Consider the following 25,513-nt stretch of genomic DNA (forward strand, 5'->3'; position numbering starts at 1 on the left):
GCCGAGGGCCACTGCGTGTCCACCGTCGGCCTGAACGAGGCCGCGATCGCGAAGTACATCCGGGAGCAGGAGAAGGCTGACATCGCGCTCGACCGGCTGAGCGTCAAGGAGTACGAGGACCCCTTCGATAGGGGGCCGGGGCGCAAGTAGCGCCGGTTTGACCGGCCCGCCACGGGTCAACCTGCAGTGCGGCCCGAACCCCGTGAGGGCCGGCGCCTTTAGACGCGTGCCGGAAATATTAGGGTTATACCCTAAGAGCAAACCACCCCTTTTAGGGGTGGTTTTGATTTGGGGGTCTTACTACCTTCTTCAGCGGTGCAGATTTGCCAACAGGCCCATTGCCGGCGGCAAGGTTACTATTCGCAGTGCGCTTCAGCGGAGGAACTCGATGACTGCATATGAATGCTTATTCTAAATTGCTTTCGTCTGCACCCCGCAATCCCGCGCGCCGCGCTCAGCAACTCGTACTCCCCCTGGCTCCACTGGGGCAGCTTGGCCGCGCACACGGCGTCGCGGCACAGATCCAGAAACACTTCGGCTCCCTCGCAGAAGCACTCGCGGGCAAAGGTGCCCGAGCCGCTTGCGATGCACGCGCTGTCGGCGAAGAGCTATCGGCTAGACGATTCGCGCGGACAGCGGCTAAAGCGGGCGTGCGATATATCGATAATTGATGAGAACGAACACGTGTTCGTTTATATGGTAAGATATATGCCAGCGGGAGCGATTTCATTCGATATCGTTCTTGCCGGTACTTTTTACTTCCGCATGCTGTCGGCGCGGACTTCGAATTCAGAGAGGGTGATTGCAATGCTATACGATTTTAAATAGATCTCTAATGCTTGATTAAGACCATGTCTATGTCAAAAGACATACAAAAGTGTTAGTCTTTTGACATGAAACACTTTGATGAGATATTCGAACTGGCGGCAGATGGCTACGGCATCGTGACTGCTGCGCAGGCACGCGAGATTGGCGTAACCACTGGAGAACTGAGCCGATGGTGTGCCACTGGGAAATTGATGCGCCGAGGACATGGGGTGTACAAGCTCACCCAATGGGTTCCGACGCCCCGTGACGTCTTTGCGGAGGCAGTGGCTCTTGTTGGTGACGAGGGTTTCCTGTGGGGCGAATCAGTGCTGTCTATGCACGCACTTGCACTTGTTGATCCTCGTGCCGTGACCGTGGCAACACCAAAGCGTATTCGCCGCAAACTGCCAGCTTGGGTAAAAACAGTGCCCGCTCCAGAGAATGCGAAAACGACGTTCTATGAAGGAATCCCTTCTCAATGCGTTGCCGATGCGATTGAGGCTTGTAAGGGGTCCGTTATGACCGAACGCCTCATCGAGGCAACCAAGCACGCTCAAGCCGAGGGTCTTATTACCTCCAATGAGCATGAGAGACTGATGAAGGAGCTGTCGTGAAGGAAGTCAAGAAGCCAACAAGTAGACGTAACCTTGACATAGCGATAGACCGACTCTGCGCTGATTTGGACGAAGAACCGGGCCGCATTAAAAGGCTCATTGCGGCCGTTGTTGTTGGGCAGATGCTACCCGATGGAGCCGCAAAGGGTGGAAATGCCCTGAAGATTCGCTTTGGGAAGGATGTCACGCGGTTCTCGCGCGACCTCGATACCGCCAGGGCATCCTCACTGAACGATTACATGACGAAGCTTGAAGATTCGCTCACTATAGGCTGGAACGGATTCTCGGGTGCCATTGTTCCGAGGGAGCCCGCATCTCCGAAGGGAATTCCAACTGCTTACGTCATGCGTCCGTTCGAAATCAAGATTGCTTACAATGGTAAATCGTGGATGACGCTGCCGCTTGAGGTCGGTCATAACGAAATCGGCGACGCCGACGATCCCGATATGGTTTCCTCGCCTGAAGCTGCGGCAATATTGAAAGGTCTCGGGTTTCCCGAACCGGGGCCGGTTCCGTGCATGAGGCTCGAGCATCAGATTGCCCAAAAACTTCATGCTGCGAGCAGCCCCGGCAGCGAGCGCGCCCATGATCTGATAGATCTCCAGATTGCAATTTCCAACGGAGAAATTGATTACCTAAAAACTCGAGAGGTCTGTATCAGACTCTTTGCGTATCGTGCGGAGCAGGAGTGGCCTCCAATGATCTCGAGGGGAGTGGGCTGGGACTCACTGTATTTCTCCCAGGCGGAAGGACTTAACGTTTTGCCGACTGTCGATGATGCCGTGGCATGGGCGAACGACTTGATTGCAAAAATCGATTCTGCTCGTTAGTGACACTGCTGAGATCTCTCGCTTACGCCATAGCAACCCCACGCGCAGCACTCAGCAGCTCGTACTCCCTTTGACTCCAATGGCGCAGCTCGGCAGCCTCGACGGCATCTCGGCATAGGTCCAAAAACACCTCGGCCCCATCGTAGAAGCACTCGCGGGCAAAGTCACCCGAGCCGTTCGCGATGCACGTGCCGTCTGCAAACAGCTTCCAAGTCGACGGTTCGCGCAGGTTGTCCCCGGACAGCTTGATCTGCAGCACATGCGGATTGCCGGCAGCACAGAGCTCTTCCTCGAGCTTCTGTACCGTAAAGCGCATCTGGTGGGAGAGGCTGCTCTTGACCATGGCCGAGGCGTAGCCATTTGGCTTATCCAGAAGATGCATGTGATTCGGTTTGACGACCAGGTTGTGGAAATTGCGCTCGCTGCGCACGGAGAAATTGTCCATACGGACTCCTTTCATCGATGTTGGCAGGGCCACCGTACCTCTTGGCCGGTTGGCGTCGGGATCGTGGAGCCAACTCTCTACCCCGACTCTGGATAAAACGCGCCCGCTCCTTGCGGGCAAGAGGAAGTCTATCAACGTGTACGGACAGAAATCAAGCGCCATCCGCGAAATGACGAGCGGATGGCGTTGGTTTCCCAAGTGATTATTCGGCTTTCATCCGGAAAAGTGTCGAAATCAGCCGTTTAAAAGTACGGAAAAGTGTCGAAATAGGCACCTTAGAACTTCGGAAAAGTGTCAAATTCGATAGGCAAATTATCAGGAAAAGTGTAGCTGGATGACAAGACAGCACTTAGAAGCCGGTGCTGGATGCGAGATCCTGCGGCAGCCTTCAGCTCTCGCTACTCGTCGTCCCCGTCGTTGGGGTCGCCCTTGAGGGTGTTGATGTCTAGGTACTGGTTGTCGTCCTCTTTTTGCTGGGTCTCCGACTCCGCTTGGGTGGGGCCGCGGAACAGCTGGAATCCCTCAAACGCAATGACGCCGAGCAGGGCGATGATAATGGCGATAAAGGCAACCTTGACTGCCTGCGGAAATTCCGAGAAACGCAGCGCCTTTTCCTCGGCGTAATAATCGGCGAAGCGCTCTTCGCCCGTGCTTTTGGTATACGCCGGCGCGGACGCGGCCTCCGGGTCATATTCCGGTGCAGGCGCGGCAGCGTACGGATCGTTGAGATAATTGCTCGATGCGGTGCCATAATCCTCGGTCTCGATGCGACCGGTGCCAGTATAGCTATCGGAATAATCGGAATATGCCGCACCGCCCTCATAATCCGCGGCGCTCGTGTTGGCGGCAAAAAGCGGGTTAACTGGAACGTCGAGCACCGGCATGCCGGTTGAGGTCTCATCCAGATCGGCTGCAGCCCAGGAATCGTAGGCAACCTGATGGGCAACGGGCTCATCGAGCCTTGTGATCGGAGGCTTGCGTGCCGCAGGAACAGGCAACTGCTGGGCGCTGTACATAACGGTGCTGTCGGCCGATTTGCCCTGCGTCGCTGCAGCGAGAAATGCCGCCGTCTCGGACGGGTCGCTTGCGGGGCGGGGAGCGGGCGCGGGCGCCGAAATGGGTGCGGGCGTAGATGCGGGCGTCGAAACAGGCGGCTGCGCAGGAGTCGGCGCAGATGCGGGCTTAGGCGCAAGTGCGGGATTGGGGCTTGACGGGCGAGCCCCACCGCCCATGAGTTCGTCGGCGGTCCACGGGCGATCATCCATCACGTCGTCAAGGCTCAGCGAAAACAGGTCGTCTTCACCCTCATCGAACATGCGGTGCACATGTCCACCAATTGCCGGAATCAATCCGCGACCGGTGCATGATGCCTTGCTCAACGCCATTCTATTCCACCCTTTCGAAATACTAATGACATCGATTATATGGAACTTCCCAAGCGGCTCGGTCTTGGATTCGAGCTTTCCAGAACTCGCGCCCAAAAGGGGAGGGGCAATCTAGGCGAGTGCCTACTTGTCGTCGGCCGCCGCCTTGGCCTCATTGAGGTAGCTATAGAAGCTGTACTTGGAGATGCCAAAGAACTCGCAGGCGCGCTCGCTCGACTTGGAAATGAGGAAGGCGCCGCGACGGTCGAGGTAGCCAATGGCACGAATGCGCTCGTCTTTGGTCATGAGCGCCGCGGGCTTGCCCACAAACTGCTCGCACTCGTGCAGCAGGTCCTCGAGCAGGTCGCCGATGTTCTTGGTAATGGGCTCGGGCTCGGTGTAGCCCGTGCCGCCGGTGCCGGTAAAGGCGTCGAGCGAACGCTCAAAAGCCTTCATAAGCGTAATGTCAAAGTTGATGCCCAAAATGCCGACGGGCTTGCCCTCGTCGTTGCGGATAAAGATGGTCGAGGACTTGAGCAGCTTGCCATCGGTGGTTTTAGTGAGGTACGGCTCGCGGTCGTGTACGTCGGTGGTGCCCTCGTGCATGGACTCAAACACGATATGGCTGGGGCCGTCACCCAGTTTGCGCCCGCTGACGTGGCCATTTTCGATCACTACGATGGAGTGGTCCACGTCCTCGGTCTCCAGATCGTGGACGACGACTTCGCAGTTGGGGCCAAATTGGAGCGCCAGACCGTGTGCAAGGCGCTTGTAAAACTCAATCTGTGCGGGGGTCATGGGTGCCTTCCTAAAAATTAGTTTGGGCACACTTTGCCATAAACCACACTTGTTCGCAAATAACGAAAGCGTTGCTGCGTTATGTGACCGTTCGGCGGCGAAAAGGTACCGATTGCGGCAACTAACAATTTGTTAGGTTATCCAATCAAAAAGTGTGATAGAACATTGCTAACAAACTTTTTGTTTGGCATCCACATAAAAGTTCAGCCGTGTGAATGGGATCGGGCTGAAACGCGTATGCGGGGGCCGGCAAGAGAGGACTTAAGGAGTTCACCGTATGGCCGATAAGATCCAGTGGGCGAGCAACACGATGCCCAAGAGCGATGACAAGCACTTGGGAATCATGAGCCTCGACCACGTGAAGAAGGCCCGTGCCTTCCACCAGTCGTTCCCCCAGTACACCGTCACTCCGCTTGCCCGCCTGGACGGCCAGGCTGCGCGCCTGGGCCTGTCCAACCTGTGCGTTAAGGACGAGAGCTATCGCTTTGGCCTCAACGCCTTTAAGGTCCTGGGCGGTTCGTTTGCCATGGCCAACTACATTGCCGACGAGACCGGCAAGGACGTTGCCGACTGCACCTTCGATTACCTGACCTCCGATCAGCTTGCCAAGGACTTTGGCCAGGCCACCTTCTTTACCGCCACCGACGGCAACCATGGCCGCGGCGTGGCATGGGCTGCCAACAAGCTGGGCCAGAAGGCCGTCGTGCACATGCCTAAGGGTTCCACCAAGCCCCGCTTCGATAACATTGCCGCCGAGGGCGCCACGGTGACCATCGAAGAGGTCAACTACGACGAGTGCGTGCGCATGGCCGCCGCCGAGGCCGACGCCTGCGAGCGCGGCGTCATCGTTCAGGACACCGCCTGGGAGGGCTACGAGAAGATCCCGTCCTGGATCATGGAGGGCTACGGCACCATGGCTTCCGAGGCTGCCGAGCAGCTGCGCGAGATGGCCATCAACCGCCCGACGCACGTGTTTGTCCAGGCTGGCGTGGGTTCGCTCGCCGGCGCCGTGGTGGGCTACTTTACCAACCTGTATCCCGATAATCCGCCCATCTTCGTCGTGGTTGAGTGCGCACCTGCCGCCTGCCTGTACAAGGGCGCTGCCGCCGGCGACGGCGATCCGCGCATCGTGGACGGTGACATGCCCTCCATCATGGCCGGTCTGTGCTGCGGCGAGCCCAACATCCTGGGCTGGGATATCCTGCGCAACCACACCACCGCCTTCGTGTCCTGCCCCGACTGGGTCACCGCTCGCGGCATGCGCACCCTGGGCGCTCCCGAGAAGGGCGACCCGCGCGTCATCTCCGGCGAGTCCGGCGCGGTGACCACCGGCCTGGTCGAGACTCTCATGCTCGATCCCGAGTACGCCGAGCTCAAGGAGCTCATCGGCCTGGACAAGACGAGCTCCGTGCTCTGCTTCTCCACCGAGGGCGACACCGATCCTGATCAGTACCGTCGCATCGTCTGGGAGGGCGAGTACCCGACTTGCTAGCGGGTCTGACCTGTCCGGAGGCAGCCGGAGGACTTTACTCCCTGCTCGGACAGTCCTGCTCGCACGGAGAGCACATTAAGTGCTCTCCGGCTCGTGCGGAACTCGCGACGGAGCAAAGTCCTCCGTCCGCCTCCTATGGTTACTTGCTTGTGGGGTGCTCGACCTCACGCTGCTTGGCACAAGTGATCTATCTGAAATATCTACCTGTAGGTAAACCCTTGTAGAAAGGTTGACTGTTATGACTAAAGAACTCGATTTTGATGCCATTAAGGCTGCTGCGGAGTCTCATCGTGCTGATATGACTCGCTTCCTGCGCGCCATGATCTCTCACCCCTCTGAGTCCTGCGAGGAGGGTGAGGTTGTCGCCTGCATCAAGGCCGAGATGGAGAGCCTCGGCTATGACGAGGTCAAGGTCGACGGCCTGGGCAACGTTATGGGCTTTATGGGCGAGGGCGACAAGATCATTGCCATCGACTCCCACATCGACACCGTCGGCATCGGCAACATCGAGAACTGGGATGCCGATCCCTATGAGGGCTACGAGACCGACGAGATCATCTACGGCCGCGGCGGCTCCGACCAGGAGGGCGGCATGGCTTCTGCTACCTATGCTGCCAAGATGATGAAGGACATGGGCCTCATCCCCGAGGGCTACAAGATCATGGTCGTCGGCACCGTCCAGGAAGAGGACTGCGACGGCATGTGCTGGCAGTACATCTACAACAAGGACGGCATTAAGCCCGAGTTCGTTATTTCCACCGAGCCCACCGACGGCGGCATCTATCGCGGTCACCGCGGCCGCATGGAGATCCGCGTCGACGTTCACGGCACCTCCTGCCACGGTTCCGCTCCCGACCGCGGCGACAACGCCATCTACAAGATGGCCGACATCATCGCCGACGTCCGCGCCCTCAACAACAACGGCTGCGACGAGTCGACCGACATCAAGGGCCTCGTCAAGATGCTCGACCCCAAGTACAACCCCAAGCACTACGAGGATGCCCGCTTCCTGGGCCGCGGCACCTGCACCGTCAGCCAGATCTTCTACACCAGCCCCAGCCGCTGCGCCGTCGCTGACTCCTGCGCCATCTCCATCGACCGCCGCATGACCGCCGGTGAGACCTGGGAGTCCTGCCTGGACGAGATCCGCAACCTGCCGGCCGCCAAGAAGTACGGCGACGACGTGAAGGTCTCCATGTACATGTACGACCGTCCGTCCTGGACCGGCGAGGTCTACGAGACCGAGGCTTACTTCCCCACGTGGATCAACAAGGAGACCGCTCCGCACGTCAAGGCCCTCGTCGACGCCCACAAGGCCATGTTCGGTGACGAGCGCATCGGCTGCGAGCCCAGCATGGACAAGCGCACCGGTCGTCCGCTGTGCGACAAGTGGACCTTCTCCACGAACTGCGTCTCTATCCAGGGCCGCTATGGCATCCCCTGCGTCGGCTTTGGCCCGGGTGCCGAGTCTCAGGCTCACGCTCCCAACGAGGTCACCTACAAGGACGACCTGGTCACCGCTGCCGCCATGTATGTGGCTGCCCTGAACCTCTACGATCCGAGCCAGGCCGATGGCGACGCCACCGTCTTCCGCGCCGGTCTGACCAACAACAAGATCGACTAGTCCCATTCCTCGGTTTTGTTGAGCCGGGGACAGTTTATGCCCCCGGCACCTCCTGTTGACTTGGGGCCCGCGGTCGTTATCTCCCATGCTTCCTCGACGGTAGCGGGTCCTCGTCATAGCGCTCTGCATGTTCTAGCCACACGCGCATGCCGGAGCACATCTACTCATTGCGATCGTTTCATCTTTGGAAAGGATATTTACATGGACGCTAAGTTTACCGAGCTCGTCGAGCAGCTGAACGGCCTCGATTTTAAGGGTATGTACGGCAGCGACTTCCTGCACACCTGGGATAAGACCACCGATGAGCTCAAGGCGCTCTACATCGTCGCCGACGCCCTGCGCGAGCTGCGCGAGAATAACGTTTCGTCCAAGATCTTCGACTCGGGCCTGGCTGTCTCGCTGTTCCGTGACAACTCCACCCGTACGCGTTTCTCCTTCTCTAAGGCCGCCAACCTGCTCGGTCTTGAGCTGCAGGACCTGGACGAGAAGAAGTCCCAGATCGCTCACGGCGAGACCGTCCGCGAGACCGCTACCATGATCTCCTTCATGGCCGACGTCATCGGCATCCGCGACGACATGTACATCGGCAAGGGCGACGCCTACATGGCCGAGGTCTCCGAGTCCGTCCAGCAGGCTTACGAGGACGGCGTTCTGGATCACCGTCCCACGCTCATCTCCCTGCAGTCCGACTCCGATCACCCCACGCAGTCCTCTGCCGACATGCTCTACCTCATCAACGAGTTTGGCGGTCTCGAGAACCTCAAGGGTAAGAAGGTTGCCGTCACCTGGGCCTATTCGCCCTCTTACGGCAAGCCGCTGTCCTGCCCGCAGTCGCTGATCAGCCTGCTGCCCCGCTTTGGCATGGACGTCACCCTGGCCCACCCCGAGGGCTACGACCTCATGCCCGAGGTCGTCGAGCGCGCTAAGGGCTACACCGCCGAGTCCGGCACCACCTTTAAGCAGGTCAACACCATGGCCGAGGCCTTCGAGGGCGCCGACATCGTGATCCCCAAGAGCTGGGCTCCGTTTGCCGCCATGGAGAAGCGTACCAACCTGTACGCCGAGGGCGACGACGCCGGCATCGCAGCGCTCGAGAAGGAGCTACTCGCCCAGAACGCCACCCATCAGGACTGGTGCTCCACGACCGAGCTCATGGAGAAGACCGCCAACGGCCAGGACACCATCTTTATGCATCCGCTACCCGCCGACATCTCCGGTGTCTCCTGCGAACACGGCGAGGTCAACGCCGACGTCTTCGACATGCATCGTGTGGGCATGTACAAGGAGGCCAGTTACAAGCCGTACGCCATCGCAGCCATGATGTTCCTGCAGAAGGTTGCCGATCCCGCCGCTACCCTCAAGGCCCTCGACGAGCGCAACACCGCCCGTTGGTTCCAGGCCTAAAGCAGGGCTGAGGTAAGCCATGTAAAGGGGGCACTCTGCCAACCGGCGGGGTGCCCCTTTTTGCATCGTGGGCGTGAGGGATAAGCGCTTTCGATGTAGATGCCCCGCGACGCGAGTTATGGGTACGATGGCTTCAGGGGAGGTATCGCCATGAAACTTGGTTGCGTCATTATGGCTTCGGGCGAGGGTAAGCGGTTTGGCTCTAACAAGATGCTTGCCGATATCTATGGCGAGCCGTTGATTGCCCGGACCATCGATTCGGTTCCCCAGGGCTTTGACGTCGTGGTTTCGACGCGTTGGCCCGAGGTCGCCCAGATTTGCGAGGACAAGCATTGCCCGTGCGTGCTGCACGATGGCAAACTGCGCAGCGAAAGCGTCCGTGCGGGCCTTTCGTGGGGAGTCGAACGCAACTGGAAAGGCTGCCTCTTTTTGCCGGGCGACCAGCCGCTCGTGAGTTCGGATTCATTTGAGGCCATGGTTCGTGCGTTTGACGAGCGTGGTCGCGAGCATCCGGTGCGTCTTGCGTGCAACGGTGAGCCTTCGAGCCCGGTGCTCTTCCCAAGGCAACTGTTCCCTTCGCTCATGCTTCTCGAGGGCAAGGACGGTGGTGGGTCGATTCTCAAGGGCCGTACCGACGTCACGTTGGTCGATGCGCGTGCTTACGAGCTGTGGGACGTCGATACCGCCAAGGGACAGCGACGCATAACGGAGCATATCGCCGCCTGCTCGTATTTTGATCGCGTGGCCGACTGCATCAATCAATAAGGAGCAATTATGATCATCATCAAAAACGGCGCGCTCGTGACGCCCCAGGGGCTTCGCCGCGCCGATCTTGCCATGGATGGCGATAAGATCGTGCGGATCGCCGCGGCGATTGAGCCGGCCGAGGGCGATACCGTCGAGGATGCCGCGGGCTGCTGGGTGTTCCCGGGCTTTATCGATGGGCACACGCACATGCAGTGCTGGACTGGCATGGACTGGACGGCCGATAGCTTTGAGACCGGTACACGTGCGGCTGCCTGCGGCGGCACGACGACCATCGTCGACTACGCGACGGCCGATCGCGGCGTGACCATGCCCGATGCCTTGGCCGAGTGGCATCGCCGCGCCGACGGCACCTGCACGGCCAACTACGCCTTTCATATGGCACTCGCCGAGTGGAACGAGCGCAACCGCACCGATCTTTCGTCCATGCGCGAGGCGGGCGTATCGTCGTTCAAGACCTACTTTGCCTATGACCACCTGCGCTTGGACGATGCCGAGACGCTCGAGGTGCTGGAGGAGCTCAAGCGCGTGGGCGGTATCCTGTGCGTGCATTGCGAGAACGGCACGCTCGTGAACGAGCTGCAGAAGCGCGTGTACGAGCAGGGGATTCATGGACCCGAGGGACATGCGCTCAGCCGTCCGGATGTGTGCGAGGCCGAGGCCGTGAGCCGTCTGCTGTATCTGGCGCACCTGGCCGGCGACGCGCCGGTCAACGTGGTGCACCTTTCGACCAAGCTGGGGCTCGAGGCCATCCGTGCCGCCAAGGCGCGCGGGCAGAAGAATATCTATGTCGAGACCTGCCCTCAGTATCTGATGCTCGACGATACGTGCTACTTGGAGCAGGGTGAGGACGGCTTTGCGGGCGCCAAGTATGTGATGAGCCCGCCGCTGCGCCATGCGGGTGACCGTGCAGCACTGCGCGAGGCGCTTGTGGCCGGCGAGATCGATACGATTGCGACCGACCACTGCAGCTTTAACCTGCACGGGCAAAAGGACCGCGGGCGCGACGACTTCCGCGCGATTCCCAACGGCGGGCCCGGTGTGGAGCATCGCCCCGTCGCGATCGCTACGAGCTTTGAGGGACAGCTGGGCCCCGAGGACCTCTGCCGCCTGATGAGCGAGAACCCGGCGCGCGTCTTCGGCATGTATCCGCGCAAGGGCTGTCTTGCCGAGGGTGCCGATGCCGACGTGTGCGTGTGGGATCCAAAGGCGCGCTGGACCATTAGCGCGGCGACGCAGCATCAGGCCGTGGACTACACGCCGCTCGAGGGCTTTGAGGCGCACGGCCGCGCCAAGGCTGTGTTTGTGAACGGCGTGCTGGCCGCGCGCGACGGCGAGCCTACCGGAGCCCAGCCCGGTCGCTACGTGCCCCGCTAACGGGGGCTGCCGGACCCCCTTCGCAGTTGCGGTGGAATAGTTCCTGTTTAGCCGCCAAATAGGTCGTTTCAGGAACTATTCCACCGCAACTTATAGGCCTGCTGGGGCAGCGCCAGCTACTTGAGGCTGGTGGCGATGACGGGGCGGCCGAAGGTAGCCTCGAAGCGGTCGGCCATAGCCGGGTCGCTGAGCGTGTTGACTTGGTTGAGCATGACGCGTGCGGTGCTGAGCTTCAGTGCCTGCATCTCGGCATTGAGCACCTGGGCGACGCGCTCGGGCGTGGCGATGTCGGTGAGCTCGCAGCCGCAACGCTCGCAAAAGAGCTCGGGGCGGTGGACGGCTTCGTTGATGGGCTTGCCGAGCCCCGAGGCGCCGACGATCCAGACGATGTTGGCGGTGCCAGAGGGAATCACCGGCTCCCAGGCGGCGTGGGCCTTGAGCGGGAGTCGCTTGCTGCCGTCCGCCTCGGCCAACACATAGTCAAAGCGTTGTGCCAGCTCGTTGAGCGGCTCGGCGGGGGCGGAGAGCTTGCCTGCCTCCGGGTCCAAAACACCCGCCTGGCAGATGCTTCCGCGCGCAAGGCCCGCGCAGGCCTCGCAGGTACAACCGGGGACATGCGAGGCGCTCGGCTTCCAGGGCGCGGCGTCCAGGCGACGACTCGACCCGTCCCATGGCACGCCGGCAACGGGAAGCATATGCGTGGTGGTGCAGAGGAGCACGCGCCCGCCGCCGCGCATGAGCTCGAGACCCAGCATCTTCAGCAACGTCGACTTGCCGCCGCTGCCGATAATCGCGGTAATGCCCGGCTCGATCTTGAGCGCGGAGGCAAGGTTTCCGCTCGTCGTTTCCATCTGTTCACCGCCGTATAATACTGTGATAATAAATAATCATCAGAGCAGCGGTCGAACCGCTTTTGCTCTGCTCAAACCGTAGCACAGGGAGGTGCCCCGGGAATGCTCGTTTATGTTCGCGGCGCCGGCGATATCGCCACGGGCGTCGCTGCCCGTTTGGTACGCGCCGGCGTGTCGGTCGTTATGGCCGATATCGCGGTTCCCACGTGCATCCGCCGCACAATCAGTTTTTGCGAGGCCATTCGCCTGGGCGAGGTCGAGGTCGAGGGCATTCGCGCTCGCTTGGCGCAGACGTCGGCCGAGGCGCTTGAGATTACCGAGGCGGGGGATGTCGCCGTGGTGGTGGACCCCCAGGCCAAGATGCTCGATGAGCTTAAACCCGCGGCTGTGGTCGACGCGATTCTGGCCAAGCGCAATCTGGGCACCACGCGCGACATGGCGCCTGCCGTCATCGCCGTGGGGCCGGGCTTTACCGCGCCGGTTGACTGCGACGCCGTGGTCGAGACCATGCGCGGGCATTTTCTCGGACGTGTCATTACCCAAGGTTCGCCCCAGCCCAACACGGGCGTGCCGGGCATTATCGCCGGCTATGGCAAGGAGCGCGTTATCCACAGCCCCGCCGCCGGTGTGTTTCGGTCCGACCGCGCAATCGGCGACATCGTGAGCGCCGGAGACGTGATTGGCTACGCGGGCGATACACCCATGTGCACGCAGATCGATGGCTGTCTGCGCGGGCTTTTGGCGAACGGTGTGCAGGTGACTGAGGGCTTTAAATGCGCCGATGTCGATCCGCGCGGCGATGCCAGCTATATCAACTACATTTCGGACAAAGCGACGTCGGTCGGCGGCGGCGTGCTCGAGGCGCTCGCCATGCTCACCGGTGTATTCCAGGGATAGGAAATTGCAATGGAAAAGCTCGATGTGGTGAATGCTGCGCTTGGCGCTCTGAAGGCCGGTAAGACGTGCGAGCTGGTGGTAGTTGCCGGCACGGCAGGGTCATCGCCGCGCGGCGTGGGCGCCTGGATGGCCGTCTTTGCCGATGGCAGCCAAGCGGGCACCATCGGCGGCGGCAAGATTGAGCTCTTTGCGCTGGACGAGGCGCGCGAGCTGCTGGCCGCAGGGCAATCGCGTCTGGTCCGCTACACCATGGGCGGCGAGAACTCCGATACCGGCATGATCTGCGGCGGAGCCATCTGCCTGTGCTACCTGCATTTGGATGCGACTCAGGCACCGTTGTTCCAGGAAATAGCCGACGTCTTGGCCTATCGGCACATCGGCGACTTCGTCATCGACTTTGAGCCGTTTATCGCGAGCGCGCTCGAGGGCGATGTGGTTGAGTACCATGGCGAGACATCGCGCCATACCATTGCCGGCTGCCCCGAGCTTTCGCTGGTGGAGGAGGGGAGTAAGGTCACCTACACCAACGCGGCCTCCGAGATTCCCGCGGCGCACATCGAGACGCTCTGCCCCGAGGGCCTGACCTATATCTTTGGCTGCGGCCACGTGGGTGCTGCGACGGCGCGGGTGCTCACGGCGGCGGGCTTTGCCGTTGTGGCTTGCGACGACCGCCCCGGCACACTGACCCCCGAATGGGTGCCCGGTGTCTACGACCGTCGTCTGGTCGACTACAAGAGCCTGAGCAAGCAGTGCCCCATCGGCCCGCGTGACCTAGTGGTCGTCGCCACGGCGGGTCACAAGTCCGATATCGACGTGGTGATTCAGGCCATGCACGCCAAGCCCGCCTATCTGGGCTGTCTGGGTTCGCGCCGCAAGACGGCCTTTGTGCGCGCCCGCCTGGAGCAGGAGGGCTTTACGCAGGACCAGATCGACGAGCTGCACCTGCCGATCGGTGCCGCCATCGAGGCCGAGGACCCCGAGGAGATCGCCATCTCCATCGCTGCCGAGATGATTCACCTGCGCCGCACCAAGCTCGTCCCCCGCAAGCGCTAATCGCATCCCCATATATGAGTTGCGGTGAAATACGGACTGTTTAAGCTTGTTAAGCCATCAAGCAGTCTCTATTTCACCGCAATTGCCATTTTCCTCCGTCCTCTAGGGATCAATTTGTGCGGGGGAGTTGTGGAGTTGTGCAGGCAGACGAGGTTTTTCTGGAAATACGCTCCCGATGCGCGTATAGTACCGATTGTTTTGTCGGCTCCTGCTGCGTCGAGTCCAAACCGCGAAATGCCATGAGCGGCGCGGATGCAGCCAGGAGGCACGAGGACAACCCATCGTGGCCACGCCCCGTGCTTAAAACCCCAAGAAGGAGTGAACAATGGCAGAAGAGAAGTATGTGCCGCGTCTGAAGACCAAGTACAACAACGAGGTCAAGCAGCAGCTTCAGGACAAGTTCCAGTACGAGAACGTCATGATGATCCCCAAGTTTGAGAAGATCGTCGTGAACATGGGTGTCGGCGAGGCCGCTACCGATTCCAAGGCCATCGACGGTGCCGTGCGCGACCTGCGCGCCATCACCGGCCAGCAGCCGATGATCACCCGTGCCCGCAAGTCCATCGCTACCTTCCGCCTGCGCGCTGGTATGCCGATCGGCTGCAAGGTTACCCTGCGTGGCGACCGTATGTGGGAGTTCTTCGATCGTCTGACCTCCGTCGCGATCCCCCGTATCCGCGACTTCCGCGGCATCTCCGCCAAGAGCTTCGACGGCCGTGGTAACTTCTCCATGGGCGTTACCGAGCAGCTCATCTTCCCCGAGATCGACTTCGACTCCGTCGATCACCAGCGTGGTATGGACATCACTTTCGTGACCACCGCCAACACCGATGAGGAGGCCAAGGCCCTTCTGGACGCCTTCGGTTTCCCGTTCAAGAAATAGGTTCACCTGCCCTGTAAGCGCCGTTCCCACAAGGGGGCGGCGCTTGGGGCGAACAATACTCTATGTGAGGAGGATATAAGTGGCTAAGACATCGATGATCGTCAAGTGCAATCGCAAGCAGAAGTTCTCTACTCGTGAGTACACGCGCTGCCAGCGCTGCGGCCGTCCGCACTCTGTGTACCGCAAGTTCGGCCTGTGCCGTGTCTGCTTCCGCGAGCTTGCACTCAAGGGCGAGCTTCCCGGCGTTAAGAAGGCCAGCTGGTAAGTCACTACCAGCGTTTCAAGCATCCGTTTGGAACAGGGAAAACGCGCTAGTTAGGCTTTGCCGTTAAGGGCGGCGAAGAACCAAGAGCACGTGTTCATCAAGAACGAAGGAGAATCTGTATGAACCTTACAGACCCGATCGCAGATATGCTTACGCGCATCCGTAACGCTAACTCTGTGAACAAGGCCACGGTCTCCATGCCGAGCAGCAAGAAGCTCGTTGAGATCGCTCGTGTTCTGCACGAGGAGGGCTACATCGAGGGCTACGATGTCGAGGACACCGTTCCCCAGAAGACTCTGCACATCACGCTTAAGTATGGTCCCAAGAAGGCTAAGGTCATCAACGGCATCCGCCGCATTTCCAAGCCGGGCCTGCGTAAGTACACCGGCGTTGCCGACATGCCCCGCGTCCGCGGTGGCCTTGGTACCGCCATTATTTCCACCAGCCATGGCGTTATGACCGACCGCGATGCTCGCAAGCACAACGTCGGCGGCGAGATCATCGCTTACGTCTGGTAATTCGCTCGGTAGGTAGAAGGAAAGGAGATCACCGTGTCTCGTATCGGTAATAAGCCTGTCCAGATTCCCGCCGGAGTCGAAGTGGCAGTCAACGGCAACAACGTTGTCGTCAAGGGCCCCAAGGGCCAGCTCGAGCTCAATGTCTTTGAGAAGCTCGCTATCAACGTCGAGGACAACGTCCTCACCGTTTCCCGTCCCGACGACGAGCGTGAGACCCGTGCCCGCCACGGCCTCACCCGTGCCCTCATCCACAACATGGTTGTTGGCGTTTCCGAGGGCTTCGAGAAGAAGCTCGAGCTCGCCGGCGTCGGTTACCGCGTGCAGCAGAAGGGCAAGAACCTCGAGTTCTCCCTGGGCTTCTCGCACCCCGTGATCGTCGAGGCTCCCGAGGGCATCACCTTCGAGGTTCCCGACAACACCCACGTGAACGTCAAGGGTATCAACAAGCAGCAGGTCGGTCAGATCGCCGCTGAGATCCGCGGCCATCGTCCTCCCGAGCCTTACAAGGGCAAGGGTATCCACTACGTTGGCGAGCACATCCGCCGCAAGCTGGGTAAGGCCGCCAAGTAGTCGTAACCGACTCACTCGCATAAGACCAGCACCCCGTCAGGTGCTGGCAAGATCAACCTTTTTAGGAGTTTACGTATGAACAAGCATAAGGCGAAGCTGGAAGGCCTCAAGCGTCGTCAGCGTCGTGTTCGCGGCAAGGTCTCGGGTACCTCCGAGCGTCCGCGTCTTCGCGTGACCCGTACTAACGCCAACATCTATGCCCAGATCATCGACGACAGCAAGGGCTCCAGTCTGACGCTCGTCTCTGCCTCGACCCTCGAGGCCGAGTTCAAGGGCACCCACACCTCGAACAAGGAGGCTGCGGAGAAGGTCGGTCAGCTCGTTGGCAAGCGTGCCATCGAGGCCGGCATCACCAAGGTCGCCTTCGATCGCGGTGGCCGTATCTACCATGGCCGCGTCAAGGCCCTCGCCGACGGTGCTCGTGCCGCCGGTCTCGAGTTCTAGGAGGTATGTAGCACATGGCTCGTAATCAGAAGCAGCAGCGCGAGGCCTCCGAGTTCGAGGAGCGCGTCGTTTACATCAACCGCGTGTCGAAGACCGTCAAGGGTGGTCGTCGCATGAGCCTCGTCGCTCTCGTCGTCGTTGGCGACGGCAAGGGCAACGTCGGCGTTGGCATGGGCAAGTCCGCTGAGGTGCCCCTGGCCATCTCCAAGGCGTCTCTCGATGCCAAGAAGAACATGTTCCACGTGCCGGTGACCGAGCAGGGCACCATCCCGCACGAGGTTCTCGGCCACTTTGGTGCCGGCCGCATCATCATCAAGCCCGCTGTCGAGGGTACCGGCGTTATCGCCGGCGGCGCTGTGCGTCCCCTCTTCGAGCTTGCTGGCATCAAGAACGTCCTGTCCAAGTCCCTCGGTACCGACAACGGCCTCAACATCATCAAGGCTGCCGTCGAGGGCCTCAAGGAGCTCTCCAGCCCTGAGGACGTCGCGGCTCGCCGTGGCCTGACGGTCTCCGAGATGTTCGTCGGTAAGGAGAACTAAGCATGGCTGACACCATCAAGATCAAGCAGGTCCGCAGCACCAACGGTTGCAAGCAGGACCAGGTCCGTACTGTCCGTGCCCTCGGTCTCCACAGGATCCGCGAGGTTCGCGAGATTGCTGACAACGAGTCCGTCCGCGGCATGATCTTCAAGGTCAAGCACCTTGTCGAGATTGTAGAGGAGTAGCAAATGCAGCTTCACGATCTTACTCCCGCGCCCGGTTCCACCAAGAACCGTAAGCGCGTCGGCCGTGGCAATTCTTCGGGTCACGGCACCACTTCTGGCCGCGGCCAGAAGGGCCAGGGTTCCCGCTCTGGTGGCACCAAGGGTGCCGGCTTCGAGGGTGGCCAGACTCCGCTGGCTATGCGCCTGCCCAAGCTTCCGGGCTTCCGCAACCCCCGTCGTATCGAGTACACCGCTGTTAACGTTGAGCGTCTCGAGCGTAAGTTCGAGGACGGCGCTGTAATCGACGGTGCCGCTCTTAAGGCCGCTCGCATCACCAAGAGCGAGTTCGAGCCCGTCAAGGTGCTCGGCAATGGTGAGCTCACCAAGAAGTTCACGGTCAAGGTCGACAAGGTCAGCGCTTCTGCGCAGGCCAAGATCGAGGCCGCTGGCGGAAAGGTCGAGCTGCCGTGCTAAATGGTCTTAAGAATGCTTTCCGCATCAAAGAATTGCGCGAAAAGATTCTTTTTACCATAGCTATGCTCGTCGTGTACCGCATTGGTGCGCACGTTCCTGTGCCCGGCATTCCCTTCCAGGGGATGCTGGGCCTTTTCTCGACCGATAACAATTCGGTCGCCGCAGGTGCTATGGCCCTCCTGAATCTTTTCTCTGGCGGCGCGTTGAGCTATGTGTCGGTGTTTTCGCTGGGCATCATGCCTTACATCACCAGCTCGATCATCCTCCAGATGCTCCAGGCCGTCGTGCCTTCCCTGCATGAGCTTGCCCGCGAGGGCGAGGTCGGTCAGACCAAGATTACGCAGTATTCGCGTTACCTCACCCTGGCTCTGGCAATCCTCAACTCCGTGGGTTACCTCTTCCTCTTTAAGAGCTTCGGCATCAGCTTCAATGGCGCCGGCGCTCCCGAGATCATCTTCGACCTCATGATTGTCGGCACGCTCACCGCGGGCGCCATGCTGATCATGTGGATTGGTGAGCTCATCACCCAGCGCGGTATCGGCAATGGCATGTCGCTGATCATCTTTGCGAACATCATGGCCGGTCTGCCGCAGGCGATCTTCTCCAGCACCGAGGGCAATGCCGGTGGCATCATCACCATGGTGATCATCTGCGCCATCATCCTGCTGGTTATCCCGCTGATTGTTTTCCTTGAGCGTGGCCAGCGCCGCATCCCGGTCTCCTACGCCAAACGCGTCGTGGGCCGTCGCATGATGGGTGGCCAGACCACCTACCTGCCCATTAAGGTCAATACCGCGGGTGTCGTGCCGATCATCTTCGCTTCGGCGCTGCTGTACTTCCCGGCTCAGATTGCCGTGTTCTTCCCCGGCATCGGTTGGATTCAGGCAGTTGCCTCCGCGCTTTCGACCGGTTGGCTCAACTGGGTGCTTAACGTTGTCCTCATCGTGTTCTTCGCGTACTTCTACACCTCCATGGTGTTCAACCCCGATGACACGGCCGACAACCTTAAGAAGCAGGGCGGCTTTATTCCGGGCGTGCGTCCGGGTAGGGCTACCGCGGCCTACATCAAGAACGCGCTCAACAAGATCACGCTTCCCAGTGCTGTCTTTTTGGCGCTCATCGCCATCGTGCCTTCGATCATCTTCTCCTTCACTGGTAACCATCTGATCCAGGCATTTGGTGGCACGTCCATCCTCATCATGGTCGGCGTCGTGCTCGACACGGTCGATAAGCTCGAAGGCCAGATCAAGATGTATGATTACGATGGATTCTTTAAATAGGCTAGAGGAGGATTGCTCATGAACCTCGTATTGCTCGGAGCTCCGGGTGCCGGTAAGGGTACCGTCGCACAGGAGCTCGTCGCCGAGTTTGGCATCGCTCACATTTCCACGGGTGACCTGCTGCGTGCTGCCGTCAAGGGTGGCACCGAGCTTGGTATTCAGGCTAAGAAGTACATGGACGCTGGCGAGCTCGTTCCCGACCAGCTCGTGATCGACCTTGTCAAGGAGCGCCTTGCCGCCGACGATGCCCAGCAGGGCTTTATTCTCGACGGCTTCCCGCGCAACACCGCCCAGGCTGTGACGCTCGATTCCGAGCTCTCCGCCATGGGTCGCGAGATCGATTGCGCCCTTTTGGTCGATGTGGCCCCTGAGGTCATTATCGATCGTCTGTCTTCGCGTCGCACCTGCCGCGCCTGCGGTTACACCGGCACTGCTGCCGATGCCACCTGCCCCAAGTGCGGTGGCGAGATGTATCAGCGCGACGACGACAAGCCCGAGACCATCAAGAACCGTCTCGACGTCTACGAGAAGTCCACGAGCCCGCTCGTCGACTACTATCGTGGCCAGGGTCTGCTCAAGTCGGTCAACGGTGACCAGGCTCGCGAGACCGTGTACGGGGATGTCAAAGAGGCTCTCGGTCTATGATCAAGATTAAGTCTGCAACGCAAATCGAGCAGATGAAGAAGGCAGGAGCGCTATCTAAGATGGCGCTCCGCCACGTTGGAGCCATGGTGCGCCCTGGTGTTTCGACCTTTGAGCTCGATCAGCTCGCGGAGCAGATTATCCGCATGCATGGCGGCACCCCGGCCTTTAAGGGTTACGGCGGGTTCCCCGGTACCATTTGCGCATCGATTAACGATGCCGTGGTCCACGGTATTCCCAACCCCGACATGATTCTGCGCGATGGCGATATCATCTCCATCGATACGGGAGCCGTTGTCGACGGTTGGGTTGGCGATAATGCTTGGACGTTTTTCGTCGGCACCCCTACGCCCGAGGCCAAGGCCCTGTGCGAGGTCACGCGCGATTGCCTTAAGGCTGCCATCGAGCAGGCTGTTCCCGGTAACCATATCGGGGACGTCGGTTATGCCGTTCAGTCCCTCGCCGAGTCTCACGGTTACGGCGTGCTTCGTGATTATGTGGGCCATGGCATTGGCCGCGTGATGCACGAGGACCCCAACGTTCCTAACTATGGAAAGAAGGGGAGGGGCGTTCGCCTCCAGGCCGGCATGGTCATTGCCATCGAGCCGATGGTTACGATGGGTTCCAACCATGTGAGCACGGGCTCCGACGGTTGGATTGTTACGACCAACGACCACCTGCCCGCCGCGCACTACGAGAACACCGTCGCCATTACCAATGACGGTCCGGTGATTCTCACCACCGACGCGCAAGGTGCTTGGTGTTCCTTGCAGGGCGGTGAAATGTAGGGGCCGCGTTCAAACACGTCGGCATCTACATTTCTGAAAAGTAACAAGTTCCGCTTAGTTGTGGAGCCATTACGAAGATATTACGATACGTGCATGCGTATTGTAGAATACTCAATCGCTGTCGTTTTCTAGAGAAAGATGATTGCTTGTGAAGAAGGAAGACGCAATTGAGCTCGAGGGTACGGTAAAGGAGCCGCTGCCCAACGCCATGTTTAAGGTCGAGCTCGAGAACGGTCATTCGGTTCTGTGCAACATTTCTGGCAAGATTCGAATGAATTACATCCGTATTCTCCCCGGTGACAGGGTTGTCGTGGAGCTTTCCCCGTACGACCTGACCCGTGGCCGCATCACCTATCGCTACAAATAGCGGCACGCATACACGCACTCCATTTCCGGCTGCAGGCTTAGCTCAACCTACGGTCGGATTGTGTGTGAAGACCAGCCATAGTTTTAAACGCCTGCGGCTGGGCGAGTAGATAGTAGGGAAGTAGTTTGAGCGCTACCGAAAGGAAGAACGATGAAGGTACGTCCTTCGGTCAAGAAGATGTGCGATAAGTGCAAAATCATTAGGCGCCATGGCAAGGTCCTCGTCATTTGCGAGAACCCCCGTCATAAGCAGCGTCAGGGTTAAGAGAGGAGACTACGTTGGCCCGTATTAATGGTGTCGACCTCCCGCGTGAGAAGCGCGTTGAGATCGGTCTGACCTACATTTACGGCATCGGCCGCACCACTGCGACGAAGATCTGCGTCGAGTGCAACGTTAACGTGGATACGCGCGTTAAGGACCTCACCGAGGATGAGGTTAACGCCATCCGCGATTATATCGATAAGAACCAGATCATGGTTGAGGGCGACCTCCGCCGTGAGCGCAACCAGAACGTCAAGCGCCTTATGGACATCGGCTGCAACCGCGGCCTTCGTCACCGCAAGGGCCTCCCGGTCCGCGGCCAGCGCACCCACACTAACGCTCGTACCCGCAAGGGCCCGAAGCGTCAGATCGGTGCTAAGAAGAAGAAATAAGGAGCGCTAGATAGATGGCTACTGCTAAGAAGAACGTTCGCGCTGCCCGTCTGAAGCGCGCGGACCGTAAGAACATTTCCGTGGGCCAGGCTCACATTCGTTCTACGTTCAACAACACGATCGTTTCGATCACCGATCCCCAGGGCAACGTCATTTCCTGGAAGTCGGCTGGCCAGGTGGGCTTCAAGGGCTCCCGTAAGTCCACGCCGTTCGCTGCCCAGATGGCTGCCGAGGCTGCTGCCAAGCAGGCCATGGAGCACGGTATGAAGAAGGTTTCCGTCTTCGTCAAGGGCCCCGGCTCCGGTCGTGAGACCGCCATCCGCTCCCTCCAGGCTGCTGGCCTCGAGGTCTCGAGCATCCAGGACAAGACCCCCATTCCGCACAACGGCTGCCGCCCCAAGAAGCGTCGCCGCGTGTAACTGAAAGGATCGTATCAATATGGCAATCGACAGGACTCCTGTTCTTAAGCGCTGCCGTCAGCTCGGGATCGATCCCGCTGAGCTCGGTTACAGCAGCAAGAAGGAATCTATCCGTCAGCCCAAGCGCCGTCGCAAGGAATCTGAGTACGGCATGCAGCTGCGCGAGAAGCAGAAGGTCAAGTTCATCTATGGCGTTCTGGAGAAGCAGTTCCACGGCTACTTCAACAAGGCCCGTAAGATGAACGGCGTCACCGGTGAGAACCTCATGATCATCCTTGAGTCTCGCCTCGACAACGTCGTCTTCCGTCTTGGCTTCGCCCGCACCCGCAAAGAGGCTCGTCAGTCCGTCCGTCACGGTCACTTCACCGTGAACGGCAAGCGCGTGGACATCCCGTCCTACCGCGTCAAGGCCGGCGACGTCGTCGCTGTCGGCGAGAAGTTCCGTGACCTCCTCCCCATCAAGGAGGCCCTGATTTCCTCCGAGCGCTTTGAGGTCCCTGGCTGGCTCGAGGTCGATATCGAGAAGCTGTCTGGTAACGTGCTCGCTCTGCCGACGCGTGAGCAGATCAGCGGTGATATCAACGAGCAGCTCATCGTCGAGCTCTACTCTAAGTAGTCCATCCGGGCTGCTGAGGCTGGAGGTAATACATGTCAGAATTCATTAGGCCTCAGGTTCAGGTCGAAGAGATCAACGAGACGTCTGCTCGTGTCTCCGTCGAGCCGCTCGAGCGTGGTTACGGCGATACGCTGGGTAACTCCCTTCGTCGCGTTCTTCTGTCCTCGCTCGAGGGTGCCGCCGTCGAGGCTATTCAGATCGATGGTGCGCAGCACGAGTTCATGACCATCCCTAACATGGTCGAGGATGTCACCGACATCGTCCTGAATGTCAAGGGTCTTGTCTTCAGGGCTCTCGGCACGACCGACGAGGCGACCGCTACCATCTCGGTTGACGGCCCCTGTGAGGTCACCGGTGCGGACTTCTTTATTCCGTCCGAGTTTGAGCTGGTCAACCCCGAGCAGCACATCGCTACGCTCACCGAGGGTGGCCATCTCACCATGAGCATGCGCATCGGCTATGGCCGCGGCTATGTTTCTGGCGAGGCCAACAAGCGCGACAACGATCCCATCGGTGTGATCCATGTCGACTCGCTGTACTCGCCGGTTTCCCGTTGCGCCAAGCTCGTTGAGGCTTGCCGTGTCGGTCAGCACACCGACTACGACCGCCTTGTCCTCGAGATCGAGACCAACGGCTCCATCGCCCCGCGCGACGCCGTGGTCCAGGCTGCCAATATCATCAACCAGCATATGGCCGCCTTTATGAACCTTGCCGAGACCCCCGAGGTCGAGGAGGAGGCTTCGATCTTCGCTCCCGAGGTCACCAACGACAACGCCGAGCTGGACAAGCAGATCGAGGATCTGGACCTTTCCGTCCGTTCCTACAACTGCCTTAAGCGCGCCAGCATTCACTCGGTCCGTCAACTCGTTGAGTTCTCGGAGAACGATCTGCTCAACATCCGTAACTTCGGTGTTAAGTCGATCGAGGAAGTGAAGGACAAGCTTGAGTCCATGGGCCTGAGCCTGAAGGCTTAATGCTTCGCATATTTGAGGAGAAACTAGACCATGCGTCACAACGTTAAGAAGGGCCTGAAGCTCGGCACCGATGCGAGCCACACCAAGGCCATGAAGAAGAGCCTTGCTAAGGCCCTCTTCGAGAACGACCGCATCAAGACCACCGAGACCCGCGCTAAGGCGCTGCGTTCGGTCGTCGATCCGATCATCACCTGGGCCAAGAAGGGCGACCTGCACTCTCGTCGTCTGGCTATCGCCAAGCTCGGCGATAAGCAGCTCGTTGCCGAGATCTTCGACAAGGCTGCTCAGGGCATGTGGCAGGACCGCAACGGCGGTTACACCCGCATCATGAAGCTCGGTAACCGTAAGGGTGACAACGCTCCCATCGTTATCATGGAGCTCGTCACCGAGCCTTGCACGCCTAAGGCCAAGAAGGCTGCTCCGGCCCCCAAGAAGGCCGCTGCTCCCAAGAAGGTCGAGGCCGTCGAGGAGGCTCCTGCTGAGGAGACCGCTGAGTAGACAATCCGTCTGCATAGGCTATATTCGAGGGGTACGTTCGCGTACCCCTCTTTTTTTGTCGCGATACCGTTGATTGTTTGTTGGGAGCGCCCATGACCGCGCCGTCTGATCTCAATTCGATTCCTGAGCTCGATGCCACGCTTGTATTCCGTGTTGCCTATGATGGCTCGTCCTATAGCGGATTTGCCGAGCAGCCGGGCCAGACGACCGTTGCGGGCGAGTTACGCCGCGCTATCGAGACGCTGCTGCGCCGCCCGATCGATCTGACGTGTGCGGGTCGTACCGATGCCGGCGTGCATGCGGTGGCCCAGTACATTAGCGTGCCCGTAACGGACGCTGAGCTTGCTCTGACGCGCCGTAGGTGGCTGAGGGCTATGGATGCCCTCCTGCCCAAAGATATCGCCATAAACGAGGTCTACAAGGCCCGTAGGGGCTTTTCTGCCCGCTTTGACGCGCGGTCCCGTACGTATACGTACCGTATTGCCGATCGCGATGCGCGCCCCGTGCTCTCGCGCGGTGCGGTGTGGTGGCATCGCTATCCCCTCGACGTCGATGCGATGGCGGCCGCCTGCCCTGCGCTTTTGGGCGAGCAGGACTTTAAGAGCTTTTGCAAGGTTGCCTCTGCTGTGGGCAAGCCCACGCACCGCTGCGTGATGCGTGCGGAGTTTGGTCACGAGGTCGCTTTTGGCGAGGATATCCTGATCTTCACTATCGAGGGCAATGCGTTTTTGCACTCGATGGTGCGTACCATTGTAGGAACGCTCGTGGAGATTGGCATGCATCGTCGCGATCCTCAGTGGATGCGCGAGGTTATTGACGCCCGTGACCGAACCGCTGCGGGTCCCACGGCGCCTGCCTGCGGCCTTACGTTTATGGGTGTGGATTACGGCCCCGACGAGCTTGTCGTTCTCGACTAGGGGAGGGCTCGACGCGGCGTGCGTTGACACCTGTCATCTGTGGGCTGCACGTGTGCAACATCTGTTCTTGGCGTGCAATACAACCGGTATCTCATTGCTTTTATTGCCGGGGTGTACCATGAACCACGATTTGATTCATTGCTGTCGAGAGGACGGATAACTTGGTTCGACGTGGCTCGCA

General features: G+C 59.8%; 32 protein-coding genes and 1 pseudogene. 29 read left to right on the forward strand and 4 right to left on the reverse strand.

Annotated elements, in window-relative coordinates; genetic code table 11:
• The 3 genes and pseudogenes from DW211_RS03025 to DW211_RS03040 form a co-directional block, all read left to right on the forward strand.
• Positions 1-150: pseudogene (locus DW211_RS03025) on the forward strand (IS200/IS605 family transposase); the annotation flags it as partial.
• Between the two features lie 743 nt (positions 151-893).
• On the forward strand, positions 894-1,421 hold the full coding sequence (locus DW211_RS03035) for a type IV toxin-antitoxin system AbiEi family antitoxin domain-containing protein (protein ID WP_118259134.1): 528 nt from the start codon (positions 894-896) through the stop codon (positions 1,419-1,421).
• On the forward strand, positions 1,418-2,251 hold the full coding sequence (locus DW211_RS03040) for a nucleotidyl transferase AbiEii/AbiGii toxin family protein (protein WP_118259136.1): 834 nt from the start codon (positions 1,418-1,420) through the stop codon (positions 2,249-2,251). The genes DW211_RS03035 and DW211_RS03040 overlap by 4 nt, the downstream gene beginning before the upstream one ends.
• Positions 2,252-2,273: 22 nt before the next feature.
• Here DW211_RS03040 and DW211_RS03045 read toward each other — a convergent pair whose 3' ends face one another.
• From DW211_RS03045 to DW211_RS03060, 3 genes are all read right to left on the reverse strand, one after another.
• Positions 2,274-2,696, reverse strand: a complete 423-nt coding sequence (locus DW211_RS03045; protein WP_118259138.1) for a hypothetical protein — start codon at positions 2,694-2,696, stop codon at positions 2,274-2,276.
• Positions 2,697-3,094: 398 nt separating this feature from the next.
• A complete protein-coding gene (locus tag DW211_RS10100) occupies positions 3,095-4,081 on the reverse strand; it encodes a hypothetical protein (protein ID WP_158568473.1) in 987 nt (328 codons plus the stop codon).
• 123 nt (positions 4,082-4,204) lie between these two features.
• Positions 4,205-4,858 carry a transcriptional regulator gene (locus tag DW211_RS03060; RefSeq protein WP_117583047.1) on the reverse strand — a complete coding sequence of 218 codons (654 nt, stop codon included), beginning with the start codon at positions 4,856-4,858 and terminating at the stop codon, positions 4,205-4,207.
• Positions 4,859-5,135: 277 nt separating this feature from the next.
• On the opposite strand from DW211_RS03060, the gene dpaL reads away from it, so the two are divergent.
• The 5 genes from dpaL (at position 5,136) to hydA (ending at position 11,520) form a co-directional block, all read left to right on the forward strand.
• On the forward strand, positions 5,136-6,350 hold the full coding sequence (gene dpaL / locus DW211_RS03065) for a diaminopropionate ammonia-lyase (protein ID WP_118259142.1): 1,215 nt from the start codon (positions 5,136-5,138) through the stop codon (positions 6,348-6,350).
• Between the two features lie 238 nt (positions 6,351-6,588).
• Positions 6,589-7,974, forward strand: a complete 1,386-nt coding sequence (locus DW211_RS03070; RefSeq protein ID WP_118259144.1) for a YgeY family selenium metabolism-linked hydrolase — start codon at positions 6,589-6,591, stop codon at positions 7,972-7,974.
• 201 nt (positions 7,975-8,175) lie between these two features.
• Positions 8,176-9,378, forward strand: a complete 1,203-nt coding sequence (ygeW, locus tag DW211_RS03075) for a knotted carbamoyltransferase YgeW (protein WP_118259146.1) — start codon at positions 8,176-8,178, stop codon at positions 9,376-9,378.
• 150 nt (positions 9,379-9,528) lie between these two features.
• Positions 9,529-10,143: a nucleotidyltransferase family protein gene (locus DW211_RS03080; protein ID WP_158568474.1), complete on the forward strand. Its 615-nt coding sequence runs from the start codon at positions 9,529-9,531 to the stop codon at positions 10,141-10,143.
• A gap of 9 nt (positions 10,144-10,152) precedes the next feature.
• Positions 10,153-11,520: a dihydropyrimidinase gene (gene hydA, locus DW211_RS03085; RefSeq protein WP_118259150.1), complete on the forward strand. Its 1,368-nt coding sequence runs from the start codon at positions 10,153-10,155 to the stop codon at positions 11,518-11,520.
• A gap of 116 nt (positions 11,521-11,636) precedes the next feature.
• Here the strand turns inward: hydA and yqeC are convergent, their stop codons facing one another.
• Positions 11,637-12,371, reverse strand: a complete 735-nt coding sequence (gene yqeC, locus DW211_RS03090; protein WP_118259152.1) for a selenium cofactor biosynthesis protein YqeC — start codon at positions 12,369-12,371, stop codon at positions 11,637-11,639.
• A 102-nt stretch (positions 12,372-12,473) separates the two neighbouring features.
• Between yqeC and yqeB the strand changes: the two genes are divergently transcribed.
• The 21 genes from yqeB to truA all read left to right on the forward strand — a co-directional run bounded on the left by yqeB (position 12,474) and on the right by truA (position 25,332).
• Positions 12,474-13,268, forward strand: a complete 795-nt coding sequence (gene yqeB / locus DW211_RS03095) for a selenium-dependent molybdenum cofactor biosynthesis protein YqeB (protein ID WP_118259154.1) — start codon at positions 12,474-12,476, stop codon at positions 13,266-13,268.
• Between the two features lie 9 nt (positions 13,269-13,277).
• Positions 13,278-14,321: an XdhC family protein gene (locus DW211_RS03100; RefSeq protein WP_118259156.1), complete on the forward strand. Its 1,044-nt coding sequence runs from the start codon at positions 13,278-13,280 to the stop codon at positions 14,319-14,321.
• A 325-nt stretch (positions 14,322-14,646) separates the two neighbouring features.
• On the forward strand, positions 14,647-15,204 hold the full coding sequence (gene rplE, locus DW211_RS03105) for a 50S ribosomal protein L5 (protein ID WP_006235260.1): 558 nt from the start codon (positions 14,647-14,649) through the stop codon (positions 15,202-15,204).
• Positions 15,205-15,283: 79 nt separating this feature from the next.
• A complete protein-coding gene (locus DW211_RS03110; RefSeq protein WP_022094280.1) occupies positions 15,284-15,469 on the forward strand; it encodes a type Z 30S ribosomal protein S14 in 186 nt (61 codons plus the stop codon).
• A 119-nt stretch (positions 15,470-15,588) separates the two neighbouring features.
• Positions 15,589-15,987 carry a 30S ribosomal protein S8 gene (gene rpsH, locus DW211_RS03115; RefSeq protein WP_006235262.1) on the forward strand — a complete coding sequence of 133 codons (399 nt, stop codon included), beginning with the start codon at positions 15,589-15,591 and terminating at the stop codon, positions 15,985-15,987.
• A 33-nt stretch (positions 15,988-16,020) separates the two neighbouring features.
• Positions 16,021-16,557 carry a 50S ribosomal protein L6 gene (rplF, locus tag DW211_RS03120; protein WP_118259158.1) on the forward strand — a complete coding sequence of 179 codons (537 nt, stop codon included), beginning with the start codon at positions 16,021-16,023 and terminating at the stop codon, positions 16,555-16,557.
• A 75-nt stretch (positions 16,558-16,632) separates the two neighbouring features.
• On the forward strand, positions 16,633-17,001 hold the full coding sequence (rplR, locus tag DW211_RS03125) for a 50S ribosomal protein L18 (RefSeq protein ID WP_006235264.1): 369 nt from the start codon (positions 16,633-16,635) through the stop codon (positions 16,999-17,001).
• A gap of 14 nt (positions 17,002-17,015) precedes the next feature.
• A complete protein-coding gene (gene rpsE / locus DW211_RS03130; RefSeq protein ID WP_055252236.1) occupies positions 17,016-17,540 on the forward strand; it encodes a 30S ribosomal protein S5 in 525 nt (174 codons plus the stop codon).
• 2 nt (positions 17,541-17,542) lie between these two features.
• A complete protein-coding gene (gene rpmD, locus DW211_RS03135; RefSeq protein ID WP_006235266.1) occupies positions 17,543-17,725 on the forward strand; it encodes a 50S ribosomal protein L30 in 183 nt (60 codons plus the stop codon).
• 3 nt (positions 17,726-17,728) lie between these two features.
• Positions 17,729-18,178 carry a 50S ribosomal protein L15 gene (gene rplO / locus DW211_RS03140; protein ID WP_006235267.1) on the forward strand — a complete coding sequence of 150 codons (450 nt, stop codon included), beginning with the start codon at positions 17,729-17,731 and terminating at the stop codon, positions 18,176-18,178.
• Positions 18,172-19,458, forward strand: coding sequence for a preprotein translocase subunit SecY (secY, locus tag DW211_RS03145; RefSeq protein WP_035137447.1), 1,287 nt, complete (start codon positions 18,172-18,174; stop codon positions 19,456-19,458). The genes rplO and secY overlap by 7 nt, the downstream gene beginning before the upstream one ends.
• An 18-nt stretch (positions 19,459-19,476) precedes the next feature.
• Complete coding sequence (locus tag DW211_RS03150; RefSeq protein WP_118259160.1) at positions 19,477-20,103, forward strand: adenylate kinase; 627 nt, start codon at positions 19,477-19,479, stop codon at positions 20,101-20,103.
• Positions 20,100-20,888: a type I methionyl aminopeptidase gene (map, locus tag DW211_RS03155; RefSeq protein WP_006235270.1), complete on the forward strand. Its 789-nt coding sequence runs from the start codon at positions 20,100-20,102 to the stop codon at positions 20,886-20,888. Before DW211_RS03150 ends, map begins: the two co-directional genes overlap by 4 nt.
• A 148-nt stretch (positions 20,889-21,036) precedes the next feature.
• Positions 21,037-21,255, forward strand: a complete 219-nt coding sequence (infA, locus tag DW211_RS03160) for a translation initiation factor IF-1 (protein WP_035137443.1) — start codon at positions 21,037-21,039, stop codon at positions 21,253-21,255.
• A gap of 150 nt (positions 21,256-21,405) precedes the next feature.
• Complete coding sequence (rpmJ, locus tag DW211_RS03165) at positions 21,406-21,519, forward strand: 50S ribosomal protein L36 (protein WP_006363204.1); 114 nt, start codon at positions 21,406-21,408, stop codon at positions 21,517-21,519.
• Between the two features lie 14 nt (positions 21,520-21,533).
• Positions 21,534-21,908: a 30S ribosomal protein S13 gene (gene rpsM, locus DW211_RS03170; protein ID WP_022094275.1), complete on the forward strand. Its 375-nt coding sequence runs from the start codon at positions 21,534-21,536 to the stop codon at positions 21,906-21,908.
• Positions 21,909-21,922: 14 nt separating this feature from the next.
• Complete coding sequence (gene rpsK, locus DW211_RS03175) at positions 21,923-22,327, forward strand: 30S ribosomal protein S11 (protein ID WP_006235274.1); 405 nt, start codon at positions 21,923-21,925, stop codon at positions 22,325-22,327.
• Positions 22,328-22,346: 19 nt separating this feature from the next.
• Entirely contained in the window at positions 22,347-22,943 is a 597-nt protein-coding gene (rpsD, locus tag DW211_RS03180; protein WP_006235275.1) for a 30S ribosomal protein S4, read from the forward strand.
• A 32-nt stretch (positions 22,944-22,975) separates the two neighbouring features.
• Complete coding sequence (locus tag DW211_RS03185) at positions 22,976-23,917, forward strand: DNA-directed RNA polymerase subunit alpha (RefSeq protein WP_006235276.1); 942 nt, start codon at positions 22,976-22,978, stop codon at positions 23,915-23,917.
• A gap of 30 nt (positions 23,918-23,947) precedes the next feature.
• A complete protein-coding gene (rplQ, locus tag DW211_RS03190; protein ID WP_006235277.1) occupies positions 23,948-24,415 on the forward strand; it encodes a 50S ribosomal protein L17 in 468 nt (155 codons plus the stop codon).
• Between the two features lie 92 nt (positions 24,416-24,507).
• On the forward strand, positions 24,508-25,332 hold the full coding sequence (gene truA / locus DW211_RS03195) for a tRNA pseudouridine(38-40) synthase TruA (protein WP_118259162.1): 825 nt from the start codon (positions 24,508-24,510) through the stop codon (positions 25,330-25,332).
• Positions 25,333-25,513: the final 181 nt, after the last annotated feature.

The organism is Collinsella sp. AM18-10, from assembly GCF_003471585.1.
Lineage (GTDB): Bacteria > Actinomycetota > Coriobacteriia > Coriobacteriales > Coriobacteriaceae > Collinsella.

What these genes read in the sequence shown, in the direction of transcription:
- DW211_RS03035 (WP_118259134.1), top strand. Translation starts at nt 894, where the DNA reads ATGAAACACTTTGATGAGATATTCGAACTGGCGGCAGATGGCTACGGC.
- DW211_RS03045 (WP_118259138.1), bottom strand. Translation starts at nt 2,696, where the DNA reads ATGGACAATTTCTCCGTGCGCAGCGAGCGCAATTTCCACAACCTGGTC.
- DW211_RS10100 (WP_158568473.1), bottom strand. Translation starts at nt 4,081, where the DNA reads ATGGCGTTGAGCAAGGCATCATGCACCGGTCGCGGATTGATTCCGGCA.
- DW211_RS03060 (WP_117583047.1), bottom strand. Translation starts at nt 4,858, where the DNA reads ATGACCCCCGCACAGATTGAGTTTTACAAGCGCCTTGCACACGGTCTG.
- dpaL (WP_118259142.1), top strand. Translation starts at nt 5,136, where the DNA reads ATGGCCGATAAGATCCAGTGGGCGAGCAACACGATGCCCAAGAGCGAT.
- DW211_RS03070 (WP_118259144.1), top strand. Translation starts at nt 6,589, where the DNA reads ATGACTAAAGAACTCGATTTTGATGCCATTAAGGCTGCTGCGGAGTCT.
- ygeW (WP_118259146.1), top strand. Translation starts at nt 8,176, where the DNA reads ATGGACGCTAAGTTTACCGAGCTCGTCGAGCAGCTGAACGGCCTCGAT.
- DW211_RS03080 (WP_158568474.1), top strand. Translation starts at nt 9,529, where the DNA reads ATGAAACTTGGTTGCGTCATTATGGCTTCGGGCGAGGGTAAGCGGTTT.
- hydA (WP_118259150.1), top strand. Translation starts at nt 10,153, where the DNA reads ATGATCATCATCAAAAACGGCGCGCTCGTGACGCCCCAGGGGCTTCGC.
- yqeC (WP_118259152.1), bottom strand. Translation starts at nt 12,371, where the DNA reads ATGGAAACGACGAGCGGAAACCTTGCCTCCGCGCTCAAGATCGAGCCG.
- yqeB (WP_118259154.1), top strand. Translation starts at nt 12,474, where the DNA reads ATGCTCGTTTATGTTCGCGGCGCCGGCGATATCGCCACGGGCGTCGCT.
- DW211_RS03100 (WP_118259156.1), top strand. Translation starts at nt 13,278, where the DNA reads ATGGAAAAGCTCGATGTGGTGAATGCTGCGCTTGGCGCTCTGAAGGCC.
- rplE (WP_006235260.1), top strand. Translation starts at nt 14,647, where the DNA reads ATGGCAGAAGAGAAGTATGTGCCGCGTCTGAAGACCAAGTACAACAAC.
- rpsH (WP_006235262.1), top strand. Translation starts at nt 15,589, where the DNA reads ATGAACCTTACAGACCCGATCGCAGATATGCTTACGCGCATCCGTAAC.
- rplR (WP_006235264.1), top strand. Translation starts at nt 16,633, where the DNA reads ATGAACAAGCATAAGGCGAAGCTGGAAGGCCTCAAGCGTCGTCAGCGT.
- rpsE (WP_055252236.1), top strand. Translation starts at nt 17,016, where the DNA reads ATGGCTCGTAATCAGAAGCAGCAGCGCGAGGCCTCCGAGTTCGAGGAG.
- rpmD (WP_006235266.1), top strand. Translation starts at nt 17,543, where the DNA reads ATGGCTGACACCATCAAGATCAAGCAGGTCCGCAGCACCAACGGTTGC.
- rplO (WP_006235267.1), top strand. Translation starts at nt 17,729, where the DNA reads ATGCAGCTTCACGATCTTACTCCCGCGCCCGGTTCCACCAAGAACCGT.
- DW211_RS03150 (WP_118259160.1), top strand. Translation starts at nt 19,477, where the DNA reads ATGAACCTCGTATTGCTCGGAGCTCCGGGTGCCGGTAAGGGTACCGTC.
- map (WP_006235270.1), top strand. Translation starts at nt 20,100, where the DNA reads ATGATCAAGATTAAGTCTGCAACGCAAATCGAGCAGATGAAGAAGGCA.
- rpmJ (WP_006363204.1), top strand. Translation starts at nt 21,406, where the DNA reads ATGAAGGTACGTCCTTCGGTCAAGAAGATGTGCGATAAGTGCAAAATC.
- rpsK (WP_006235274.1), top strand. Translation starts at nt 21,923, where the DNA reads ATGGCTACTGCTAAGAAGAACGTTCGCGCTGCCCGTCTGAAGCGCGCG.
- rpsD (WP_006235275.1), top strand. Translation starts at nt 22,347, where the DNA reads ATGGCAATCGACAGGACTCCTGTTCTTAAGCGCTGCCGTCAGCTCGGG.
- DW211_RS03185 (WP_006235276.1), top strand. Translation starts at nt 22,976, where the DNA reads ATGTCAGAATTCATTAGGCCTCAGGTTCAGGTCGAAGAGATCAACGAG.
- rplQ (WP_006235277.1), top strand. Translation starts at nt 23,948, where the DNA reads ATGCGTCACAACGTTAAGAAGGGCCTGAAGCTCGGCACCGATGCGAGC.
- truA (WP_118259162.1), top strand. Translation starts at nt 24,508, where the DNA reads ATGACCGCGCCGTCTGATCTCAATTCGATTCCTGAGCTCGATGCCACG.